Origin of the sequence: Blautia intestinalis, from assembly GCF_014297355.1 — a bacterium.
Classification (GTDB): Bacteria; Bacillota; Clostridia; order Lachnospirales; family Lachnospiraceae; genus Blautia_A; species Blautia_A intestinalis.
Genome location: NZ_JACOQE010000006.1, coordinates 35,354 through 55,971, shown reverse-complemented (window position 1 = coordinate 55,971; position 20,618 = coordinate 35,354). Strand labels below are relative to the sequence as shown.

General features: G+C 43.3%; 18 protein-coding genes. 15 read left to right on the top strand and 3 right to left on the bottom strand.

What is annotated here, in order from left to right:
* Positions 1-15: 15 nt before the first annotated feature.
* From pckA to H8Z79_RS10845, 3 genes are all read right to left on the bottom strand, one after another.
* Positions 16-1,620: a phosphoenolpyruvate carboxykinase (ATP) gene (pckA, locus tag H8Z79_RS10855; RefSeq protein WP_118039199.1), complete on the bottom strand. Its 1,605-nt coding sequence runs from the start codon at positions 1,618-1,620 to the stop codon at positions 16-18.
* Between the two features lie 158 nt (positions 1,621-1,778).
* Entirely contained in the window at positions 1,779-3,134 is a 1,356-nt protein-coding gene (locus H8Z79_RS10850; RefSeq protein ID WP_118039200.1) for an MATE family efflux transporter, read from the bottom strand.
* 21 nt (positions 3,135-3,155) lie between these two features.
* Positions 3,156-4,208, bottom strand: a complete 1,053-nt coding sequence (locus H8Z79_RS10845) for an AraC family transcriptional regulator (protein ID WP_118039201.1) — start codon at positions 4,206-4,208, stop codon at positions 3,156-3,158.
* A gap of 192 nt (positions 4,209-4,400) precedes the next feature.
* Between H8Z79_RS10845 and H8Z79_RS10840 the strand changes: the two genes are divergently transcribed.
* From H8Z79_RS10840 to H8Z79_RS10770, 15 genes are all read left to right on the top strand, one after another.
* A complete protein-coding gene (locus H8Z79_RS10840) occupies positions 4,401-4,736 on the top strand; it encodes an MFS transporter (RefSeq protein WP_225876971.1) in 336 nt (111 codons plus the stop codon).
* The gene (locus H8Z79_RS10835; RefSeq protein WP_118039203.1) at positions 4,736-6,304 is read left to right on the top strand and encodes an alpha-L-rhamnosidase-related protein; all 1,569 of its coding nucleotides are present in this window, start codon (positions 4,736-4,738) and stop codon (positions 6,302-6,304) included. The genes H8Z79_RS10840 and H8Z79_RS10835 overlap by 1 nt, the downstream gene beginning before the upstream one ends.
* A gap of 71 nt (positions 6,305-6,375) precedes the next feature.
* On the top strand, positions 6,376-6,609 hold the full coding sequence (locus tag H8Z79_RS10830) for an HPr family phosphocarrier protein (RefSeq protein ID WP_118039204.1): 234 nt from the start codon (positions 6,376-6,378) through the stop codon (positions 6,607-6,609).
* A 2-nt stretch (positions 6,610-6,611) separates the two neighbouring features.
* Positions 6,612-9,122: a glycoside hydrolase family 3 protein gene (locus H8Z79_RS10825; protein WP_118039205.1), complete on the top strand. Its 2,511-nt coding sequence runs from the start codon at positions 6,612-6,614 to the stop codon at positions 9,120-9,122.
* Positions 9,123-9,126: 4 nt separating this feature from the next.
* A complete protein-coding gene (locus H8Z79_RS10820; RefSeq protein ID WP_118039206.1) occupies positions 9,127-10,371 on the top strand; it encodes a DNA polymerase Y family protein in 1,245 nt (414 codons plus the stop codon).
* A gap of 111 nt (positions 10,372-10,482) precedes the next feature.
* Entirely contained in the window at positions 10,483-12,321 is a 1,839-nt protein-coding gene (locus H8Z79_RS10815; RefSeq protein ID WP_118039207.1) for an outer membrane protein assembly factor BamB family protein, read from the top strand.
* Positions 12,322-12,363: 42 nt separating this feature from the next.
* Positions 12,364-12,576, top strand: coding sequence for an NUDIX hydrolase (locus tag H8Z79_RS10810; RefSeq protein WP_015541172.1), 213 nt, complete (start codon positions 12,364-12,366; stop codon positions 12,574-12,576).
* On the top strand, positions 12,573-13,235 hold the full coding sequence (locus tag H8Z79_RS10805) for an SDR family NAD(P)-dependent oxidoreductase (RefSeq protein ID WP_015541173.1): 663 nt from the start codon (positions 12,573-12,575) through the stop codon (positions 13,233-13,235). Before H8Z79_RS10810 ends, H8Z79_RS10805 begins: the two co-directional genes overlap by 4 nt.
* A complete protein-coding gene (locus H8Z79_RS10800; RefSeq protein WP_015541174.1) occupies positions 13,214-13,405 on the top strand; it encodes a hypothetical protein in 192 nt (63 codons plus the stop codon). The genes H8Z79_RS10805 and H8Z79_RS10800 overlap by 22 nt, the downstream gene beginning before the upstream one ends.
* Entirely contained in the window at positions 13,392-14,060 is a 669-nt protein-coding gene (hypB, locus tag H8Z79_RS10795; protein WP_118039208.1) for a hydrogenase nickel incorporation protein HypB, read from the top strand. Before H8Z79_RS10800 ends, hypB begins: the two co-directional genes overlap by 14 nt.
* Before the next feature lie 32 nt (positions 14,061-14,092).
* Complete coding sequence (locus tag H8Z79_RS10790) at positions 14,093-16,879, top strand: FAD-dependent oxidoreductase (protein ID WP_118039209.1); 2,787 nt, start codon at positions 14,093-14,095, stop codon at positions 16,877-16,879.
* Positions 16,880-16,916: 37 nt separating this feature from the next.
* Positions 16,917-17,261, top strand: a complete 345-nt coding sequence (locus H8Z79_RS10785) for a hydrogenase maturation nickel metallochaperone HypA (protein ID WP_118039210.1) — start codon at positions 16,917-16,919, stop codon at positions 17,259-17,261.
* Positions 17,262-17,284: 23 nt separating this feature from the next.
* Positions 17,285-18,319, top strand: coding sequence for a DUF5692 family protein (locus H8Z79_RS10780; protein WP_118039211.1), 1,035 nt, complete (start codon positions 17,285-17,287; stop codon positions 18,317-18,319).
* 15 nt (positions 18,320-18,334) lie between these two features.
* A complete protein-coding gene (locus tag H8Z79_RS10775; RefSeq protein ID WP_118039212.1) occupies positions 18,335-19,045 on the top strand; it encodes a hypothetical protein in 711 nt (236 codons plus the stop codon).
* Between the two features lie 610 nt (positions 19,046-19,655).
* On the top strand, positions 19,656-20,567 hold the full coding sequence (locus tag H8Z79_RS10770) for a LysR family transcriptional regulator (RefSeq protein WP_118039213.1): 912 nt from the start codon (positions 19,656-19,658) through the stop codon (positions 20,565-20,567).
* Positions 20,568-20,618 lie beyond the last annotated feature (51 nt).

Here is a 20,618-nt window from a genome sequence, read left to right as displayed (position 1 = left end):
CTTTCGATTATGAAATTATGCCTGAGGACCAGCAGCAACAAGTGCTTTACCAGCAGCATTTCCTTCGTATTTAGCAAAGTTCTTAACGAATCTTGCAGCAAGATCTTTTGCTTTTTCTTCCCACTGTGCAGCATCTGCATATGTGTCACGTGGATCAAGGATTCCTGCATCAACACCCGGGAGTTCTGTAGGAACTTCGAAGTTGAAGTATGGAATTGTCTTTGTAGGAGCGTTCAGAATGGCTCCGCTCAGGATAGCATCGATGATACCACGGGTATCTTTGATGGAGATACGTTTGCCTGTTCCGTTCCATCCTGTATTAACGAGGTAAGCTTTTGCTCCGCTCTTTTCCATTTTCTTAACAAGTTCTTCTGCATATTTGGTCGGATGCAGTTCAAGGAATGCCTGACCGAAGCAAGCAGAGAATGTAGGTGTAGGCTCTGTGATTCCACGCTCTGTACCAGCAAGTTTAGCTGTGAATCCGGACAGGAAGTAGTACTGTGTCTGAGCTTCTGTCAGGATAGATACTGGCGGCAGTACACCGAATGCATCTGCGGACAGGAAGATTACGTTCTTAGCTGCCGGTGCAGAAGAAATCGGGCGAACGATTTTTTCGATGTGGTCGATCGGGTAGGAAACACGAGTGTTTTCTGTTACGCTCTTATCAGCGAAGTCGATCTTACCGTTTGCATCAACTGTTACGTTCTCAAGAAGAGCGTTACGTCTGATTGCATTGTAGATATCCGGTTCAGATTCTTTGTCAAGGTTGATAACCTTAGCGTAGCATCCGCCTTCGAAGTTGAATACACCGTTGTCATCCCAGCCGTGTTCGTCATCACCGATCAGGAGACGTTTCGGGTCTGTGGAAAGAGTTGTTTTACCTGTTCCGGAAAGTCCGAAGAAGATAGCGGTGTTTTCACCATTCATGTCTGTGTTAGCGGAGCAGTGCATAGCTGCGATACCTTTCAGTGGAAGGAAGTAGTTCATCATAGAGAACATACCTTTCTTCATTTCTCCGCCGTACCATGTGTTGATGATAACCTGCTCTTTGGATGTAATGTTGAACATTACAGCTGTCTCAGAGTTCAGGCCGAGTTCTTTGTAGTTTGTAACTTTTGCTTTGGAAGCATTGTATACAACGAAATCTGGCTCAAATGTTTCCAGTTCTTCAGCTGTTGGCTGGATGAACATGTTTGTAACAAAGTGTGCCTGCCATGCAACTTCAACGATGAAACGGATAGCCATACGAGTATCAGCGTTAGCACCGCAGAATGCGTCAACTACGAAAAGTTTCTTGTTGGAAAGTTCTTTCTTAGCAAGTTCTTTACAAGCTTCCCAAGCTTCCTGTGTTGCAGGATGGTTGTCGTTCTTGTATTCATCAGAAGTCCACCATACTGTATCTTTGGAGTTCTCATCCATAACGATGAATTTATCTTTAGGAGAACGTCCTGTGTAGATACCAGTCATTACGTTAACAGCGCCAAGTTCTGTTTCCCGGCCTACTTCAAATCCTTCAAGACCTGCTTTGGTCTCTTCCTCGAATAAAACTTCGTAAGAAGGATTGTACACAATTTCAGTTGTACCAGTGATGCCATACTTAGTTAAATCGATTTTTGCCATCTTACATTTACCTCTCTTCTTTAATAGAGCCATCTACACGCTGGCTTTCTTTAACCTTTAAGAAGTGGAATGCTCCTACTTCTCATAGAGTTAATTATACATAATTCATCAATAAAAGCAATAAAAAAACAATGAAATTTTTAAAAAATGACAATTATTTAACAGTTAAGTTTTCGATAGCTTATGGTAAAATAAATGATTTCTGCGGCTGAAGTGATGAGCCACGAAAAAACATACAGCAGATAAAGTGACGGAATCGTATGAATCCAGGCAAAGATCGTGTAGATCCATATGATACGGAAGGCACAGGAACCGAGGAGGATAATAATGGTCGGGACGATCGTTTTGCCGATTCCACGTGATGCTGCAGTTGTGCAGTCCATAAACACAGATACTGCATAGGAAAAAGCCATAATCCGTATTCTCTGCATGCCGGCGTCGATGACTGCCGTGTCAGTTGCAAACAATGAAAGAAACTGATGACCGAAAACAAACAGCAGCACACCCAGAAGGACACTTGCAGAGAAAGAGTAAAAAAGACAGACAAAATAGCTTTTTAAAATTCTTTTTTTGTTTCCGGCACCGTAATTCTGGCTCATGAAACTGGAACAGCCTGTATAAAAAGCATATAACACGTTAAAAATCAGTGAATCCGCATTGGTGGCAGCGGCATTTCCGGAGACTGTAATAGTATTGAAGGAGTTAACCCCTGCCTGTACAAAAAGATTGGCAATAGCAAAAACGGCACTCTGGATTCCGGCAGGGATACCGATCATCAGAACACGTACGCCGGCATCTCTGTGAAAACGGATATTTTTTAAGGAAACATGACATTCATCTTTTCGTCGTATGAGATGAATCATGATAAGGCCTGCAGAAACGTACTGGGCAATCGCAGTTGCAGTTGCCACACCTGCAGCAGCCATATGAAATACAATGACAAAAAACAGGTTCAGAAGTACGTTTAACACACCGGCAATTGCGAGATAATAAAGCGGTCGCTTCGTTTCGCCACGGGCACTCAAAACACCATTACCAAAATTATAAATTCCCATTGCCGGCATACAGAGAGCATAAATTCGAAGGTAGAGTGAAGCCTGATCAATCAGATCTTCTTTTGTATTTAAAAGTCGGAGCATTCCTCCTGAAAAGAAGAAACAGACTGCCCCGATCAGAAACCCGATCAATGTACAGAGAAAAAGAGAAGTCTGTATGGTCTCTACAGTATTTTCGTGATTTTTTGCACCAAGCGCGTGTGCGACGCGGACATTGACACCGCTGCCCATACCGATCAGAAATCCGGTAAACAAGGTGACCAGAAGTGTAGTGGAACCAACAGCACCGAGTGCTTTGTAATCGGCAAAATGTCCGACAACAGCAACATCGCTTAAATTGAACATGACCTCCAGAAGCTGGGAGCACATCAGCGGAATGCTGAAGAAAAGAATATTTTTCCACAAAGAACCCGTTACCATCTCAATGGAACGGGCTTTCTTTTTTGTATTTTCACGCATCATATAAACCTCAATAATAAATTAAATTTTATGTTTTTTGCGGTATTCGCCCGGAGTGATCCCGTAGGCTTTCTTAAAAGTCCGCATAAAATGTTCAGGTGATTCATAGCCGACCAACTCACAGATCGCGTGGTTGCTGAGTTTGGTCTCACGGAGCGCGCGGCATGCCTGGTTCAGCTTAATGTCACGGATGATTTGAAGAAAAGTCTGGCCGGTTCCTTCTTTTATCAGTGTACTGAAATGCGAAGTACTGTAGCCAAAATGTTCCGCGGTGCTTCCAAGAGTAGCATTCTGATAATGACGATTCAGATAATTCAGAATTTCTGTCATAGAGCCGCTTCCGGTGTCTCTCGTGAGAATAGACTCAATATCATTTTCGTGATAGCGCAGAAGCATTGCCCAGAACATGATCAGCATGGAATTCAGGAACGTGTAACTGTATTTCTCATGTCCGAGATATTCGATATAAAGATTTTCCAGCATATCACGGATGCGGATATCATCAAAAGTATGGAAAATCAGGTAATTCCCCTCAGTTTTACGATAAAGTACATGTGCAAAAAAATGGGCAAGTGCGCTGTCAGCAGTCAACGACTGGAAAAAAGTGGACTGAAAAGTAGAGCCACGGACCAGGATATTAAAAGCGAGACTGTCATCAAAAATTCCGATACTGTGCATGGTATGCGGTGGTATAATGCAGATATCTCCGGTATGGAGTTCGTGAGACATTCCCTGGATTGTTGTGTGGGCAGTTCCGTCATATACGCAGATAATCTCAAAAAACTCATGCTCATGATCAAATATCGGTGTATACCGGTAATGCTTTGAGAACATGATATTTCCGGACAGATCACCGAAGAGATCCTTTTCTTCCATATAAGGATACCATGCTTCTTTCTGAAGTTCAGGTACAAAAAAACGGTGAGCGGAAATAAACTGCCGATCCAGATTCAGACAGTATTCATGAAAAGTTTCGGGATGATTTTTTTTCTGAAAATACAAATCTCTGTAAAAGATTTCGTCGTCACAGTATTTCTTAATATAATTTCGAAAATCCTCTCTGGTAAGTTCCATAAATGCCCCTCAAAATATTGATAGATCAGAATTATTTCTTTATATAATAGATGTCGTTTTGCAATTCGATATTTTCAGTATAGCATCATCTGAATCGAAAAAAAAGTCAGTGTTTTACAAAAAAAAGCACAATTGGAAGAAATGTAAAAAAGAAGTAAAGTAATGGCAGAAAGAAATTTGGAGGTTACAAAAATGAACGAAGTTGAAATGCAGCCTGACCCGGTGGATTATGGTGAATGGAAAAGCGGTGTCAACACAGCCGGAACTCTTTCCGCAGTGAATGGTTTTGTCGGTAAAGTCGGTATGGCAATTGCCAGCAGTATTGGTGCAGCACTTCTCCAGTTTGGTGGATTTGATGCAAACCAGGCTATCCAGACAGTAACGGCACAGCATTATATCACTGCCATGTATATCTGGGTTCCGATTCTCACAAATATTGCAACAATTGTTACTATGATGTTCTATGATCTGGATAAGATTTATCCGCAGATCATCAAAGAACTTGATGAAAGGAGAGCAAACGCATAATGGCAGAAGTAAGTATTGATCTTAACATGGTTCGTGTGACCAATGATGCATTTGTGGAAAAAGCAGAGGCATGCGCACCGAAGCTTCTTGAGACGGTAGTTCGCCCTGTTTCCATCGTAGATATCGTAAAAACAGAAAATGTATATCCGGATGTTAATAAGAAGGACGACATCGAAAATCTTTCTTCCTATCATCTTGCAAAAGGAGATAAGATCTGTCTGGATTTCGGTGATCATCAGGTAGGATATGTTACAATGAAATTAAACTCTGTAGGAAGTCCGCAGGATGCACCGGCATTTTTCAGACTGAAATTTGCAGAGATCGCAAAAGAAATCACAGAGGATTCCAAAGACTATGACGGATGGATCAGCCGTGGCTGGATCCAGGAGGAATTTATCCATGTGGATGTTCTTCCGGCAGAACTGAAACTTCCGAGAAGATATGCATTCCGTTACATGGAGATTGAGGCAATCGATACCTCCCTGAAATGGCAGCTCGTTGTCGAGGATGTAAGCTGCACCAGTGTTTCCGCAGTTCGCATCGAAGATGTGGAGCCGGTAAAGAGCGATGACGAGATGATCAGAAGACTTGATCGTGTGAGCCTCCGCACGCTGCAGAACTGTATGCAGTCTGTTTTTGAGGACGGACCGAAGAGAGACCGTCGTCTCTGGCTTGGAGACCTTCGTCTGCAGGCACTTGCAAACTATGAAACTTTCCACAATATGGATCTCGTAAAAAGATGTCTGTATCTCTTTGCAGCGCAGACGAAAGATAACGGACAGGTAAGTGCGTGTCTCTTCACAGAACCGAAATTCATTGTAGATGATACCTTCCTTCTTGATTATTCTATGTTCTTCGGTGCAACGCTTTGCGATTATTATGAAGCGTCCAGCGACAAAAAAACCTTAAAAGATTTAAGTGCCTGCGCATATCGTCAGATGGAAATCGCAGAAGAGTGGTTTGATGAAAAAAATCTGCTGAAAAACGGCGAAGGTTTCTGGGGATTTATTGACTGGACTGATGGACTTAATAAACAGAGTGCCATGCAGGGCGTATACATCTACTGTGCAAGAAAAGCACAGAAGATTGCGGAAGTACTTGGTGATACAGAAAAGGCTGCTTATTTTGCAAAAGAAGCAAAAGAAAAGACAGAATCTGCAAGGAAATATCTTCTGAATCCGGAGAGCGGCCTGTTTGTAAGCGGAGAAGAAAAACAGCTCAGTTACGCAAGCCAGGTGTGGATGATACTTGCCGGTGCAGTATCCGCAGAAGAGGGAGCAGAAATCCTTGATAAAGTCATTGCACTGAATCCGGAAAAAGGAATGGTTTCTCCGTATATGAACCATCATTTTGTGGAAGCACTTCTTAAGTGCGGCAAAAAAGAACAGGCAATGGATTATATGAAATATTACTGGGGCGGCATGCTGAGCCATGGAGCAGATACCTTCTGGGAACTTTACAATCCGGAAAATCCGGCAGAATCTCCGTATGGCGGAAGTATCGTCAACAGCTACTGTCATGCATGGAGCTGTACACCGACTTATCTTCTCAGAAAATATTTTATCTGAAAAACGGATTAAGAAAACGATTTTCGAATATCCGTACGAACATGATTAGAAATGGAAAAAGGAGTCAGATTATGGTAAAATTAACAGTAAAGATCGTATCCATGCAGGATGCGGACAAATTTAACAAGCTTTGCAGCAAATTTGACTGTGACATGGATCTGCAGAGTGGCAAATATTACGTAGATGCAAAATCCATTATGGGAATTTTCAGTCTGGATCTCAGCAAACCGCTGATTCTGAATGCAGATACAGACGATGAATCAAAAGTAAAAGAAACATTTGCAGATTTTGTCGGAGAGGAATAATCATGACACGTACTTTAAAAGAAAGAACATTTGCCGGTACAACAAATCCGGAAATCCAGCCATGGGAAACAGAACATCGTAAAGTTGCAAGACGTGCAGCCGCAGAAGGCATCGTTCTTCTGAAAAATGAAGATCATGTCCTTCCTCTGAAAGAGGGCAGTGCGATTGCTCTTTATGGAGCAGGTGCTGGCAAGACGATCAAAGGCGGCACCGGTTCCGGTGACGTTAACGAAAGAGAAAAGGTTTCTATCTGTGAGGGCATGAAAAATGCCGGATTCCAGATTACTACAGAAGCATGGATCAATCGGTACAACGAAATTTATGACAAAGCCCGTCAGGACTGGAAAAATGATATTTTATCCAGAACCGGATATGGTGCGGACACCATGAGTTTCTTTGAGGTCTACAGTACGACACCATTTAACATGCCGGCAGGAGACAAGATTGAGAAATCAGCAGGTGATGAAGCTGAGAATGCAATTTATGTGCTCAGCCGCATCGCCGGTGAAGGTATGGACCGTCAGGCAGACAAGGGCGACTATTATCTGAAAGACGAAGAATACGAGATGCTGGCAGATATCTGTGCAAATTACGAAAATGTCATCGTTGTAATCAATGCAGGCGCACAGGTAGATCTTTCTTTTATGGACGAGTTTACCAATATTAAAGCACTTCTGACGATCGTACAGCCGGGTATGGAAGGCGGAAATGCATTTGCGGATGTTGTTTCCGGCAGGGTGAATCCATCCGGAAAGCTCACCGATACATGGGCATACAAATACGAAGATTATCCGAATGCAGAGACATTTTCCCACAATAATGGAAATGTTGAGACGGAAGTTTATGAAGAAGGTATGTATGTCGGCTATCGTTATTTTGATACCTTTGACGTGCCGGTACGTTATGGCTTCGGATTTGGCCTTTCCTATACAGATTTTGAGATAAACGACTACTTTCTGGAAAGTCTGGACAATAAAAAACTGACTGTCTCCGTACAGGTGAAAAATATCGGCAAAGTTTCCGGTAAAGAGGTCGTTCAGGTGTACGCATCTCTTACGGGAGGCATCCTCGAAAAAGAGGCACATCGTCTCGTGGCTTATGCCAAAACATCCGAACTTAAACCGGGTGAAAGCGAAAAGATAACTGTAGAAATTTCTATGGAACATCTGACTTCCTATGATGAAAAGAGAGCCGCATGGATTCTGGAAAGCGGATTCTATGGAATCTGGGTCGGCAACAGCCTTGCAGATGCAAAACTGTGCGGCGGTGTAAAACTTGATAAAGAAGTAATTCTTCGTCAGGTAAAAAATCTTTTCCCGCTGAAGCAGGAATTGGATGAAAAAACACAGACTTCCGGAAAAACTTTGTCCCGCGAAAAAGAAGCGGAGAAACTGGCAGCAGAACAGAAGCTGAACGTTGCAGAACTGCATGCGACAGATTTTACGACAGAAGTCATCGAATATAAGAAAAACAGTGAACTATGTGAAAAAGATGCGCTGGATTTTGTCAACACACTGACAGAAGAAGAACTGATCAATCTGGCAGCCGGAGATCCGGGCAAAGCACAGGGCGGAAACCTCGGTGCGGCAGGCATTTCTGTTCCGGGATCCGCAGGTGAAACACATCGCTGCGCGATCGATAAAGGTCTTGCAAGTATCGTACTGGCAGACGGTCCGGCGGGACTTCGTCTCATGAAATACTACCACGTGAACGATGGAAGCATTGTGACCATGCCGTTTGAATTCAGTCTGGAGGGCGGCCTTTTCTATGATGATTCCAGAGAACTTCCGGGCGAGAGATATTATCAGTACTGCACTGCAATTCCTGTAGGAACTCTGCTTGCACAGACATGGAACCGCATACTGATCCGTGAAGTGGGTGCGATGATCGGTACTGAGATGGAACATTTCGGTGTGACACTCTGGCTGGCTCCGGGAATGAACATTCACAGAAATCCGCTCTGCGGAAGAAACTTCGAATATTATTCCGAAGATCCGTATGTGGCAGGAACCATTGCAGCAGCAATGACAGAAGGTGTACAGTCAAACTATGGATGTGGCACAACCATCAAGCATTTCGCATGTAACAACCAGGAAGACAACCGTATGGGATCTGACAGCGTGATTTCCGAGCGTACACTTCGCGAAGTATACCTTAAAGGATTTGAAATCGCAGTCAGAGAATCTCAGCCACTGTCTATCATGACAAGCTATAACCTGATCAACGGTGTTCATGCAGCGAATAATTATGATCTCTGTACAGAGACTGCACGTAATGAATGGGGCTTCAAGGGTATGATCATGACAGACTGGACAACAACAGAAGTTGATGAGAAATGCACCGCATCCGGATGTATGAGAGCTGGAAACGACCTTGTAATGCCGGGAGGCTTTGGAGATCATGATAACATGCATAAAGAACTGACAGAGGGAACTCTAAAAATCGAAGACCTGAAAGCATGTATTGCACGACTGGTAAGTGTGATCTGGAAATCCAACCAGTACCTTCAGTAAAGCTATGAACCGTTTAATTTTTCATATTGATGTAAACAGTGCGTTCCTTTCATGGGAATCGGTACGCAGAGTGAAACAGGGACTTCCGGATCTCCGGAATGTCCCTGCCTGCATTGGCGGAGATCCCAGGAAGCGTACGGGAATCGTTGTAGCAAAGTCCATTCCGGCAAAAAAATATGGAATCCAGACAGGTGAGCCGGTAGCAATGGCACTTCGCAAATGCCCGGATTTGGTTATTGTAAAAAGTGATTTTGAATTGTATATCAAATGCTCCAGAGCATTCAAAGAGATTTGTGCATCCTATGCTCCGGTAATGGAATCGTTTTCAATTGATGAAGTTTTTCTGGATATGACGGGGACCTCATTAATTTATCCTGACCCTATAAAGACAGCTCACGAGATTAAAGATAAGATACGAAAGGAACTGGGATTTACGGTGAATGTTGGAATTTCCACAAATAAACTTCTGGCCAAAATGGCATCGGATTTTGAAAAGCCGGATAAAGTACATACTCTTTTTCCTGATGAAATTCCGACAAAAATGTGGCCATTGCCGGTGCGTGATCTGCTGTTTCTGGGGAAGGCTTCTGAGAAGAAACTGACCGGCGCAGGAATCTGTACGATCGGTGATATGGCACATGCAAAAGAACGTGAGATTCAGGCATTGCTGGGAAATAAAGCAGGACATCAGCTCTGGCAGTATGCATGTGGAATTGACGATTCACCGGTCAGGGCACAGCCGGAAGAAGCAAAAGGTTTCAGTGTGGAAACAACATTCAATGACGATATTGTTTCTGTGGAGCAGGTGCTTCCGATACTGCTGGAACAGTGTGACATAGTGGCAACCAGAATGCGTCGAAAAGAGAAAAAATGTACTTCTGTGTCGGTAACATTCCGCACACTGGATTTTAGAAATAAGTCACATCAGACAACACTTGCGAATGCTACAGATCTGACAGACGAAATTTATAAAAATGCAAAAAGACTTTTCGTCGAATCATGGAAAGGGGAACCGCTCCGGCTGATCGGAGTAGCACTTACCAATCTGAAAGATGAAAGCTTTGAGCAGCTGTCCCTGTTTGAAGATAATGAAAAGAAAGAACGCCGCAGAAAACTGGATGCGACGATGGATGAAATCCGCAGGAAGTATGGAAATGATAAAATCAAGCGTGCGAGTATCATGAACAGTAATGGCGGTATCGCGCGAAAAGCGCGTGCACAGATAAAGAATGAGGATGAAAAAGAATAACTATTATAAGTAAGAAATTATCCCGGAGAGTTTGATTCTCCGGGATTTCTGTTATATACTGGAAATAGTTTTTCAGTATATAGAAACGGAAACTTTTGGGGGAAGAATAATATGAAACAAAAGAAGAGCACGCATGTCAGAAAAAGCAGGTATACATCCAAAACTGCGCGGCCGGAGCATCTTCAGTATACAAACGCGCAAAGGACAGGAACTCAAAAATGCCGCAGAAAAAGACGCTTTCGTCTGAAACCTCAGGTCAAAATCGGAGGAATCATAATTCTTGCCCTGTTGATTGTTTCTGTAGGATATCATACTTTTTTTACTGACAAAAAAACAGGTACAGGAAAAGCACAGGAGGCTCTTTCTAAAAATGCAAAAGAAACCGATAACCTTGTAGAGATGGAAGAAGTTAAGGAGATTGCATTCGAGCCGCATTGTGTGGATTCAACAAAGCCGGAAAATCTTATCAGCTATACCAATATTGAAGTTGATGGAAATCAACTTGAAAATGTTGCAGATTATCAGGCGGATGGAGATATTGAATTTAATATAGGTGAGGATTATACGAAGGCAAATGGAATTGTTACTTTCCGGGGAAACAGTTTTCGGGATAATCCGACGTATGGATATGCCAATATGAGTGAATACAGGCTCAATGGAGCATGGTCTGCAGATACGGGTTCACTTGCTTCCGGTGATACCGTGTGGACAGGAAGCGGCTGGACAGGTCAGCCGCTGATGATGAAATGGCCAAAAGAAGTCAAAGCACATATGAACATGACGGAAGAAGCAAAAGCAGATGATGATCTGGTAGAAGTAATATATGCCTGCATGGATGGAAATGTATATTTTCTGAATCTGAAAACAGGAGAAAAAACAAGAGATTCTTTATATCTGGGATATACCTTTAAGGGAGCCGGTGCTTTGGATCCAAGAGGTTATCCGATCATGTATGTCGGTGCAGGATACAACAGTGATGAAGGGACTGCAAGAGTTTTTGTTATAAATTTGCTTGACTGCAGCGTGCTGTATACTTTTGGAAATAATGATGAATTTTCACTTCGTGGAAGTCTGAGTTTTTTTGATGGTTCCGCGTTGGTAGATGCGGAAACCGATACCCTGATCTATCCGGGAGAAAATGGAATTTTATATCTGATTAAATTAAATACCAGCTACGATAAGGAAAATGGTACCTTATCCATTAATCCGGGAAAGATTGTCAAATGGCGCTATTATGGAACAAGAAGCAGTGATGAATCGTTCTGGCTTGGCATGGAGGACAGTGTTGCAGTCTATAAAGGATATGCATTCATGGCTGACAACGGAGGCAATCTGATGTGTCTGAATCTGAATACCCTGCAGCTTGTCTGGGTACAGGATGTGCTTGATGATTCCAATTCCACACCGGTTCTTGAAATCGAAAACGGGCATCTTTATCTGTATGTAAGCACCTCGTTCCGTCTGGGCTGGAGAAGTAACGATTCAGCAACGATTCCAATCTGGAAAATTGATGCGGAAACAGGAGAAATCATCTGGCATACAGATTATGAGTGTTATACGGATGACGGCGTATCTGGCGGTGTACAGTCTACAATCGCGTGCGGAAAAAACAGTTTTTCCGACTATATATATGTTACAGTGTCCAAAACCTCGGACAATGCATCAGGTGTTCTTGCCTGCCTCAAAAAATCAGACGGATCTAAAGCATGGGAAGATTCCTCCTCATATGCATGGTCATCGCCGGTCTGCATTTATAACAAAGATGGAAGTGGAAAAGTACTTTATTGTAACAGTACAGGGGATGTACGGTTGCTTGATGGTAAAACAGGAAAACTGGAAGATACGTTGTCCATCAGTGACGGTGTCATCGAAGCATCACCGGCTGTGTACAATAATTATGCAGTTGTTGGTACCAGAGACTGCAAAATATGGGGAATTGAAATAAAGTAAGGATAATATGAAGAACAGAGTGAGACAAAAGAAAATGGAAAAATGTTTCGTGATGAGGAAATTGCATTTGTATATATCTATAAAGAACCAGTGAATATTGACGAGCTGACTCTGCAAAAAGAGGAAGTAGAATCGGCAGAGTGGTTTGATCTCGAAGAAACATACAGGGAATGTCAGCATCACCGGGATAAATTCTGCGTATCGACAGGCGGTCTGGAAGTTGTGAGAAAATATCTGAGGGAGAATAAATCATGAGAGTACTGATTACAGGGACAAGCTCCGGCATAGGAAAAGGCATTGCGGAAAAATTTTTGAAGGAAGGGCACAGCGTCACAGGAATCGACCGCAAAGAAGCAGCGGTTTATCACGAGAATTACAGACATATCTGTATGGATATCCGGGCAAAGGAACAGTATCCGGACTTTCCACCATTTGATATTGTGATCAATAACGCAGGTGTGCAGAATGAAGAAGATATTGATGTGAATCTGAAGGGAACTATTGGTATTACAGAAAAGTACGGGATTCATTCAGGTATCCGTGCAGTACTGATGATAGGTTCTGCCAGCGGCCATAACGGGTCAGAATTTCCTGAATACGTAGCAAGCAAAGGTGGAGTCCTTTCTTATACAAAAAACGTTGCCCTGCGCATTGCAAAATACGGAGCAGTATGTAACAGCCTTGATTTTGGAGGCGTTCTTACCGAGCTGAACAAACCGGTTATGGAAGATAAAGCTCTGTGGGAAGAGATTATGGAACAGACACCGTTAAAAAGGTGGATGACCGTAGAAGAAAGTGCAGACTGGGCATATTTTATGACTGTCACCAATCGCTTCTGCACCGGACAGAATATTCTGATCGATGGACTGGAAGCAGGAAATGCACATTTCGTATGGCCGGAGACAGAAAACTGAAAGAGTTTCCGGGTAAGCCTGAATGTGGTACAGAAACTGGAGAAGCAGGTACTGTAATCTGTTTTATGGAGTCAGATGTTCTGTACCAGAATGAACTGACCTATGAACAGGCCAAAAAAGAAATGGTGGAAATACTGATGAAAGGAATAAAAGCAGGTGGAAAAAGTTAGAATTCTGGAAATTAAAGAGAGCGTGTTTGCGGACAATGACAGACAGGCAGATCAGCTTCGCACCAGACTGAAAGAAAAAGGAGTCTTCCTGATGAATCTGATGTCATCACCGGGTTCCGGAAAGACGACAACACTGAAAAGAACAATCGAAGCACTGAAAAATGATCTTCGTATTGGGGTTATGGAGGCGGATATTGATTCAGATGTCGATGCACTTGCAATCGCAGAAACAGGGGCAAAGGCAATTCAGTTACATACCGGTGGCATGTGCCATCTGGATGCAAAAATGACAGAACAGGGGATCGAAGGATTAGGTATTGAAGATGTAGATCTGGCAATTCTTGAAAACGTGGGAAACCTTGTCTGTCCTGCCGAGTTTGACACAGGTGCATCCAAAAATGTGATGATTCTTTCCGTACCGGAGGGACACGACAAACCACTGAAATATCCGTTGATGTTTGAAGTATGCGATGCTGTTATGATCAATAAGATTGATGTACTTCCATACTTTGATTTCGATATGGAACTGGTGAAAAAATACATTCGTCAAAGAAATCCCAAAGCAGAGATCTTCCCGGTCAGTGCCAAAACTGGAGAAGGTATAGAGGCATGGATAACATGGCTGAAAAAGCAGGTTGCTGACTGGAAATCATAAAAAGAAACAGAGAGAAGGGAAAGGAAAGAGAGATGAAAAAAGAACTCGACAAAGAACTTTATCCGGATTATATCTACCCGGAATTTACTCCTGATCCGAATGAACCATTTCGTGAACCGATTGCGAAGCTGGGCAAAAAGATCACGGATCGTATTCCACAGAAACTGGGACTGAAAAAGATTACCAGAAATGATCCGGAGTACTGGGGACTGGCCGGAGTGCTTTCCGATGAGGAAGCAGAGCTGGCACTGAAGCTTGGGGTGAGAAAGCCCAAAACACTGCCGGAGATCGTGAAGCTTTCCGGTCTGGAAGAAAAGAAATGTGAAGCACTTCTGGAAGAAATGTCACGCAAGGGGCTTCTGGAGTATAACTGGGAAAATGCAGCACATGAGAAACAGTATGTCCTTCCGATGTATGTTCCGGGATGTGCGGAATTCTTCAATATGAATGCAAAAATTCTGGAATCCAATCCGGAGATGGGAACATTTTTTGAGCATATGTCCCGCCTGCCGCTGGAAAAAATCACTCCGTTTGTACCGGAAGGCGGTGCTGGGATAGGTATGCATGTCATTCCTGTAGAAAAAGCAATTGAGATGGAAAATGAGTCTGTAGATCTGGAGCATATTTCCTACTGGCTCAGTAAATATGAAGGCAAATATGCGGCAAGTCCATGTTCCTGCCGTCGTTCCCGACTGACACATAACGAAGGCTGCGCAGATGATCCGGAAGGCTGGTGCATTGCAATCGGTGATATGGCAGACTATGTTGTGGAGACACAGAAAGACGGACGATATATTACGAAAGAGGAAGCACTGGATATTTTTAAGAAGGCGGAAGAAAACGGCTTTGTACATCAGATTACAAACATTGACGGCAAAGACAAAATTTTTGCCATCTGCAACTGTAATGTAAATGTCTGCTATGCACTTCGTACGTCGCAGCTTTTTAATACACCAAATATGTCACGTTCTGCATATGTGGCAAAGGTTGAAAAACAGAACTGTGTTGCATGCGGCAAATGTGTGGAAGCCTGTCCGGCAGGTGCTGTCAAGCTTGGTCAGAAGCTTTGCGATAAAGAAGGATGTGAGATCACATATCCGCGTATGCCGCTTCCGGGTGATCAGCCATGGGGTGAACATATGTGGTCACACAACTACCGCGACATCAACCGTATCAACTGTTATGACACAGGAACAGCACCATGCAAGACAGCCTGCCCTGCACATATCGGTATCCAGGGATATCTGCAGCTTGCAAAAGAAGGACGTTATGAGGATGCACTTGCACTGATCAAGAAAGATAATCCACTTCCGGCTGTCTGTGGACATGTATGTAACCGCCGCTGTGAGGATGCCTGCACAAGAGGTACGATTGATGAGGCTGTTGCAATAGATGAAGTCAAACGTTTTATTGCAGAACGTGATCTTAATGCAGAGACACGTTACATTCCTGAGAAAACAATTCCGTCACTGAAAGGTGGATTTGAGGAAAAAGTTGCGATCATCGGAGCCGGACCGGCAGGATTATCCTGTGCGTATTTCCTTGCACTGACCGGATACAAACCGACGATTTTTGAAAAAAATGCAGAACCGGGCGGTATGCTGCGTTATGGTATTCCATCCTACAAACTGGAAAAAGACCTTCTGGCTGCCGAGATTGATGTGATCCGTCAGCTTGGTGTGGAAATTCGCTGTGGAGTTGAGGTCGGAAAAGACATTACGATCGAAGAACTGAGAGAGCAGGGATACAGAGGCTTTTATGCGGCAATCGGATGCCAGCGGGGAAGAAAGCCGGGAATCAGTGGAGAAAATGCCAGAGGCGCATACACTGCTGTGGATTTCCTGAGAGAAGCAGGCACAAAAGAAAGCTTTGAGCTTGAGGGTGATGTAGTCGTAGTCGGCGGTGGAAATGTTGCAATCGATGCGGCAAGAATCAGCAGCAGATGTACCGATGCGAAAATTTCCATGTTCTGTCTGGAAACAAGAGAAAAAATGCCGGCAAGCAATGAGGAAATCGAAGAGGCGCTGGAAGAGGGAATCACTCTGAACTGTGGCTGGGGACCGAAGGAAGTTCTGGAAGAAGACGGTCATGTAAGCGGCGTCGTTTTCAAAAAATGTACCCGCGTATTTGATGCACAGGGAAGATTTTCACCGGAATACGATGAGAATGATACGATAACAGTGCCGTGTCGCCATGTCATCTTTTCCGTTGGACAGGCAATCGACTGGGGCCATATGCTTGATAATCTTCATGTGGAACTTCGCCCGAACGGTGGCGCGATTGCAAACAAACTGACCTATCAGACTTCCGAACCGGATATTTTTGTAGGCGGTGACGTTTACACCGGTCCGAAATTTGCCATTGATGCGATCGCAGCCGGACGTGAAGGAGCGATTTCCCTGCACCGTTATGTGCATGAACATTGTACACTGACGATTGGACGTAACCGCCGCGACTTCATTGAACTGGATAAAGAAAACATCAAGGTGGACGCTTATGACACATCTAGCCGTCAGATTCCGCCAAAAGCAGATGTAAAAGAACAGGCCAAAACCTTCCGTGATCTGTCACATAGTCTGACGGAAGAACAGGTGAAAAAAGAAACCTCCCGCTGCCTGTCCTGCGGTGCGTCTGTTGTAGATCCGAATAAATGTATCGGATGCGGTATCTGTACTACAAAGTGTATGTTTGATGCAATTCATCTGCACAGAGAGCTGCCGGGAGCATCTGTCATGCGCACCTCAGAGGAAAAACTGAAATACATCCTTCCGAACATGGTGAAGCAGTCGATCAAAGTAAAATTTAAAAAGAAGAAATAAGAGCTGTGCAGCAGCTCTCACATAAAGGAGCAGAGTTATGCACGAGCTTGGAGTAACATTTCATATTATGGATCACCTTGAAAAGGTGGCCGAGGAAAATAAGGTGACACACATTCGTAAAGTCACCCTTGAGTTGGGGGAGGTCTCGACAGTGATCGGGTCCTATCTGCAAAACTGCTGGACATGGGCTGCAAAAAAACGGCCTCTGTTCAATGAAGCTGAATTAGTATTGGAAACATTACCCGCAGTTACATACTGTGAAGACTGCCAGAAGACATATCCGACGGTAGAGCATGGCAAGATCTGCCCGTATTGCGGAAGCGAGCATACATATCTGCTGCAGGGAAATGAATTCAATATTAAGGAAATAGAAGTAGAGTAGAATAAAGGAAAGAGGGAAAGAGTATGTTTTTTCAAATCTACGGAGAGACAGCCGGATGGCAGCTTCTTGGATGGCTGCTGGTATTTACCGGACTTGTCGTAATGAATGAAATCGCAAGAAGATCCAAAGCAGGCGGCATTGCATGTTTTCTGGCTCTTCCTGCAGCACTTACCGTGTATTTTATTGCCATTTATGTCGGCGCGGCATCCGGCGCAGAGTGGGCACTGAAGAATGACACTTACGTACACATGAACAGCTGGTTCCACTATGCAAAACTGTATGCGGCAACAGCAGGCTGTATCGGATTTATGGTACTGAAGTATCACTGGGGAAAAGCCGGAAAATCTCATGGTTTTAAAGCGTTTCCATTCATCATTGTTGCAATTAACATCCTGATCGCGGTAGCATCAGATTTTGAATCAGCAATTCATGCCGGATCTCTGGCAGGCGGATGGTGGCTTTCTTCCGAAGGTGTATGGCTTTACGGAGGCTGGTGGAATGTATTAAACGGACTGGCCGGTCTTCTGAACATTTTCTGTATGACAGGCTGGTGGGGAATCTATTCCTCAAAGGACAAAAAGGACATGCTGTGGCCGGACATGATCTGGGTATATGTTCTGGCATATGATATCTGGAACTTCCAGTATACATATCTGAACCTGCCTACACATTCCTGGTACTGTGGACTGGCACTTCTGCTTGCGCCAACCTTCGCAGCAGCACTGTGGAACAAAGGCGGCTGGATCCAGAACCGTGCAAACACACTGGCTCTCTGGTGTATGTTTGCGCAGGTATTCCCACTGTTCCAGGATGCGAGCCGTTTTACAACAGTTACTTCCGTGTATGGACAGGGAGGCATCGCAGCAGCTATGGGAAGCAGCATGCCGACCATTGCAGAACCGACTGCACAGGGAATTATTTCCGTACTGTCCTTCGCGGTGAATGTATTTGTTTTTGCATATATACTGAAACGTGCAAAAGTACAGAAAAAGAATCCGTGGAAGAACGAGATCTTCACAGATACAAAAGACTACAAAGAAGCAATGGAAAGAGCATAAGAACGAGAAAAAATAATGCAGACAGACTTCAATACATACGAAGGGCTTCGTGCGATACTCGAAAAAGAAACACCGGTTCTTATGGCACAGATTCGTGCGTTGTATTCAGAATTAGACAAAAAATTTCATCTTCAGGGCTCAAAAGTCCCCATCACCTTTGGCTTTGAGACGGATACTCTTGGCTCCTACAATCAGAACGGGCATGGACAGAAAGAGCATTTTCATTTTTCGTTGTTTTTCATAGGCTATGCTGTCAAAAATCCTCTCAGCAAAGAAGACAGGATGGACCTTTATAAACATAAATATGCACACTACATGCGGTACAATATGCCAATCCCGAAGCAGTACCATTGGCAGCCGGGAATTCATGGAAGTGCGTGGAAATATTGTTGTTCGTTGGTAGGAGCCGCGCCTACACCGTATTACAAAGCGGGTGAGGCCCTGATGAATCACAATTATGAAAAAGCACTCAAAAATCCGATTCATGATAAAACAGTCACCATACGGGACCAGCACAGAAGAGAACAGGAATACAAAAGAACCCAGAATGTAATTATAAAATATGAAACCGGAGAGACCGTCGATCATCCGAAGTTTGGTGAGGGAATCATAGAAAAAATAGAGAAGCAGTCAGGAACGGTGATACTTCATATCCGTTTCGGAGAAGATATGAAAATCATAGATCAGAAATGGCTGCTTCAGACAAAATACAAAAAGAGGAAATAAAAAAACGGATTCTGAAAAGAGTCCGTTTTTTGTCGCCTGTTATGCGACCATTAATTATGTATATTTATATAATATAGATCAGGGAGAAAAGGTATTTGTATAGAGTTTTGGTGATCAAGGTGCTAGACTATATATAAAATGTGAAATGCAGGAGAATGAAAATGTTTTTGAACAATGAGTTTAGAGAAGGACTGAGAGAGTACATAAAAATAAGTTATGTATGTGCAGCGAAATCAGATGAAGTGGATAGAAACAGTGGGTGTGAAACTGAGAATCTACATGTGGATATCTAGAAAAGAGCTGAGTATGCCTTTTCACCATCTAATAAGTGTGTCTGTGATCATGGTCTATTTGGTCATTCCGTGTGTAATCATCAATGCGTTTCAGGTGAAGTATTAATCTGGATACACTGCAAAAATATGCTCTGCGAAGAAGATAAACTGGAGTGGAAAATCTTCAATTTTATCAGTTCTCCTGTCATATCAGTTTAATTTCAGTTTAGATTTTTGCTCAGTTACAACTGATAATATACCACTTGAGTATGTATTTGGAAAATGATATTATTTTATACAAATAATAGGTATTTTCTATACAAGGAGAGCAGATAAAAATGACAATCCGGCATCTGAATATTTTTGTCGCTGTTGCAGATTTTGGTTCTATGAGTGCAGCTGCTTCACATTTATATCTTTCCCAGCCAACTGTAAGTCAGGCAATACGTGAGCTGGAAAAACACTATAATGGCTTATTATTCGAGAGACTTGGTAAGAAACTTTATCTTACGGAGCGGGGGGAGCTTCTGCTGTCAAGGGCGAGAGAGCTTGTCCATCAGTTTGAAGAAACAGAAGAGCTTATGCTGAATCAGGGACAGTCGCCAAATCTTAAACTGGGGTCAACGATTACGGTTGGAACCTGTCTGACTCCGTTTTTGATTCCGGAGCTTCAGAAAAACTGTCCGGAGACAAGAGTCTCATCCTATGTGAACAACACCAGGGACATTGAACAGAAGCTTCTGCGTTCTGAGCTTGATGCAGGAATTGTAGAGGGTGAAATTCTTTCTTCTGATCTTACAGTGATTCCGATTGTAGATGACTGTCTGGTACTTGCAGTGGGTAAAGAACATCCTTTTTACGCAAGAAAAATAATCCGGGTTCAGGATCTGGATCATGAGCCGTTTGCGATGAGGGAACAGGGAAGCGGTACACGACAGCTGTTTGAGGACTATGCAGCAAAACATCAGATTACGTTTGAAACGGTCTGGGAGGCAAACAGTCCCCGTACATTACTGAATGCAGTACTTTATGATCGTGTTCTTTCCGTAATGTCCCTGCGCTTGATGTATCATGAAATAAGACATGAGAGCATCCGTGTATTTCAGAATCAGAATGGGGAATGGAACCGGAAATTCAAACTGGTTTATCATAAAAATAAATTTCTTACACCGGTGATTCATGAGCTGGAGAGAATTCTTCATGCATATAAGAATGTGGAAATACCAGAGAATATGGGGATATTGCGATAGAACCGGAATAATTGAAAAATAGTGAGGGCGTTGGAAATCATTGTGACAACA

Coding starts and splice junctions, on each gene's coding strand:
- pckA (WP_118039199.1), bottom strand. CDS start 1,620: ATGGCAAAAATCGATTTAACTAAGTATGGCATCACTGGTACAACTGAA.
- H8Z79_RS10850 (WP_118039200.1), bottom strand. CDS start 3,134: ATGCGTGAAAATACAAAAAAGAAAGCCCGTTCCATTGAGATGGTAACG.
- H8Z79_RS10845 (WP_118039201.1), bottom strand. CDS start 4,208: ATGGAACTTACCAGAGAGGATTTTCGAAATTATATTAAGAAATACTGT.
- H8Z79_RS10840 (WP_225876971.1), top strand. CDS start 4,401: ATGAACGAAGTTGAAATGCAGCCTGACCCGGTGGATTATGGTGAATGG.
- H8Z79_RS10835 (WP_118039203.1), top strand. CDS start 4,736: ATGGCAGAAGTAAGTATTGATCTTAACATGGTTCGTGTGACCAATGAT.
- H8Z79_RS10830 (WP_118039204.1), top strand. CDS start 6,376: ATGGTAAAATTAACAGTAAAGATCGTATCCATGCAGGATGCGGACAAA.
- H8Z79_RS10825 (WP_118039205.1), top strand. CDS start 6,612: ATGACACGTACTTTAAAAGAAAGAACATTTGCCGGTACAACAAATCCG.
- H8Z79_RS10820 (WP_118039206.1), top strand. CDS start 9,127: ATGAACCGTTTAATTTTTCATATTGATGTAAACAGTGCGTTCCTTTCA.
- H8Z79_RS10815 (WP_118039207.1), top strand. CDS start 10,483: ATGAAACAAAAGAAGAGCACGCATGTCAGAAAAAGCAGGTATACATCC.
- H8Z79_RS10810 (WP_015541172.1), top strand. CDS start 12,364: ATGTTTCGTGATGAGGAAATTGCATTTGTATATATCTATAAAGAACCA.
- H8Z79_RS10805 (WP_015541173.1), top strand. CDS start 12,573: ATGAGAGTACTGATTACAGGGACAAGCTCCGGCATAGGAAAAGGCATT.
- H8Z79_RS10800 (WP_015541174.1), top strand. CDS start 13,214: ATGGCCGGAGACAGAAAACTGAAAGAGTTTCCGGGTAAGCCTGAATGT.
- H8Z79_RS10790 (WP_118039209.1), top strand. CDS start 14,093: ATGAAAAAAGAACTCGACAAAGAACTTTATCCGGATTATATCTACCCG.
- H8Z79_RS10785 (WP_118039210.1), top strand. CDS start 16,917: ATGCACGAGCTTGGAGTAACATTTCATATTATGGATCACCTTGAAAAG.
- H8Z79_RS10780 (WP_118039211.1), top strand. CDS start 17,285: ATGTTTTTTCAAATCTACGGAGAGACAGCCGGATGGCAGCTTCTTGGA.
- H8Z79_RS10775 (WP_118039212.1), top strand. CDS start 18,335: ATGCAGACAGACTTCAATACATACGAAGGGCTTCGTGCGATACTCGAA.
- H8Z79_RS10770 (WP_118039213.1), top strand. CDS start 19,656: ATGACAATCCGGCATCTGAATATTTTTGTCGCTGTTGCAGATTTTGGT.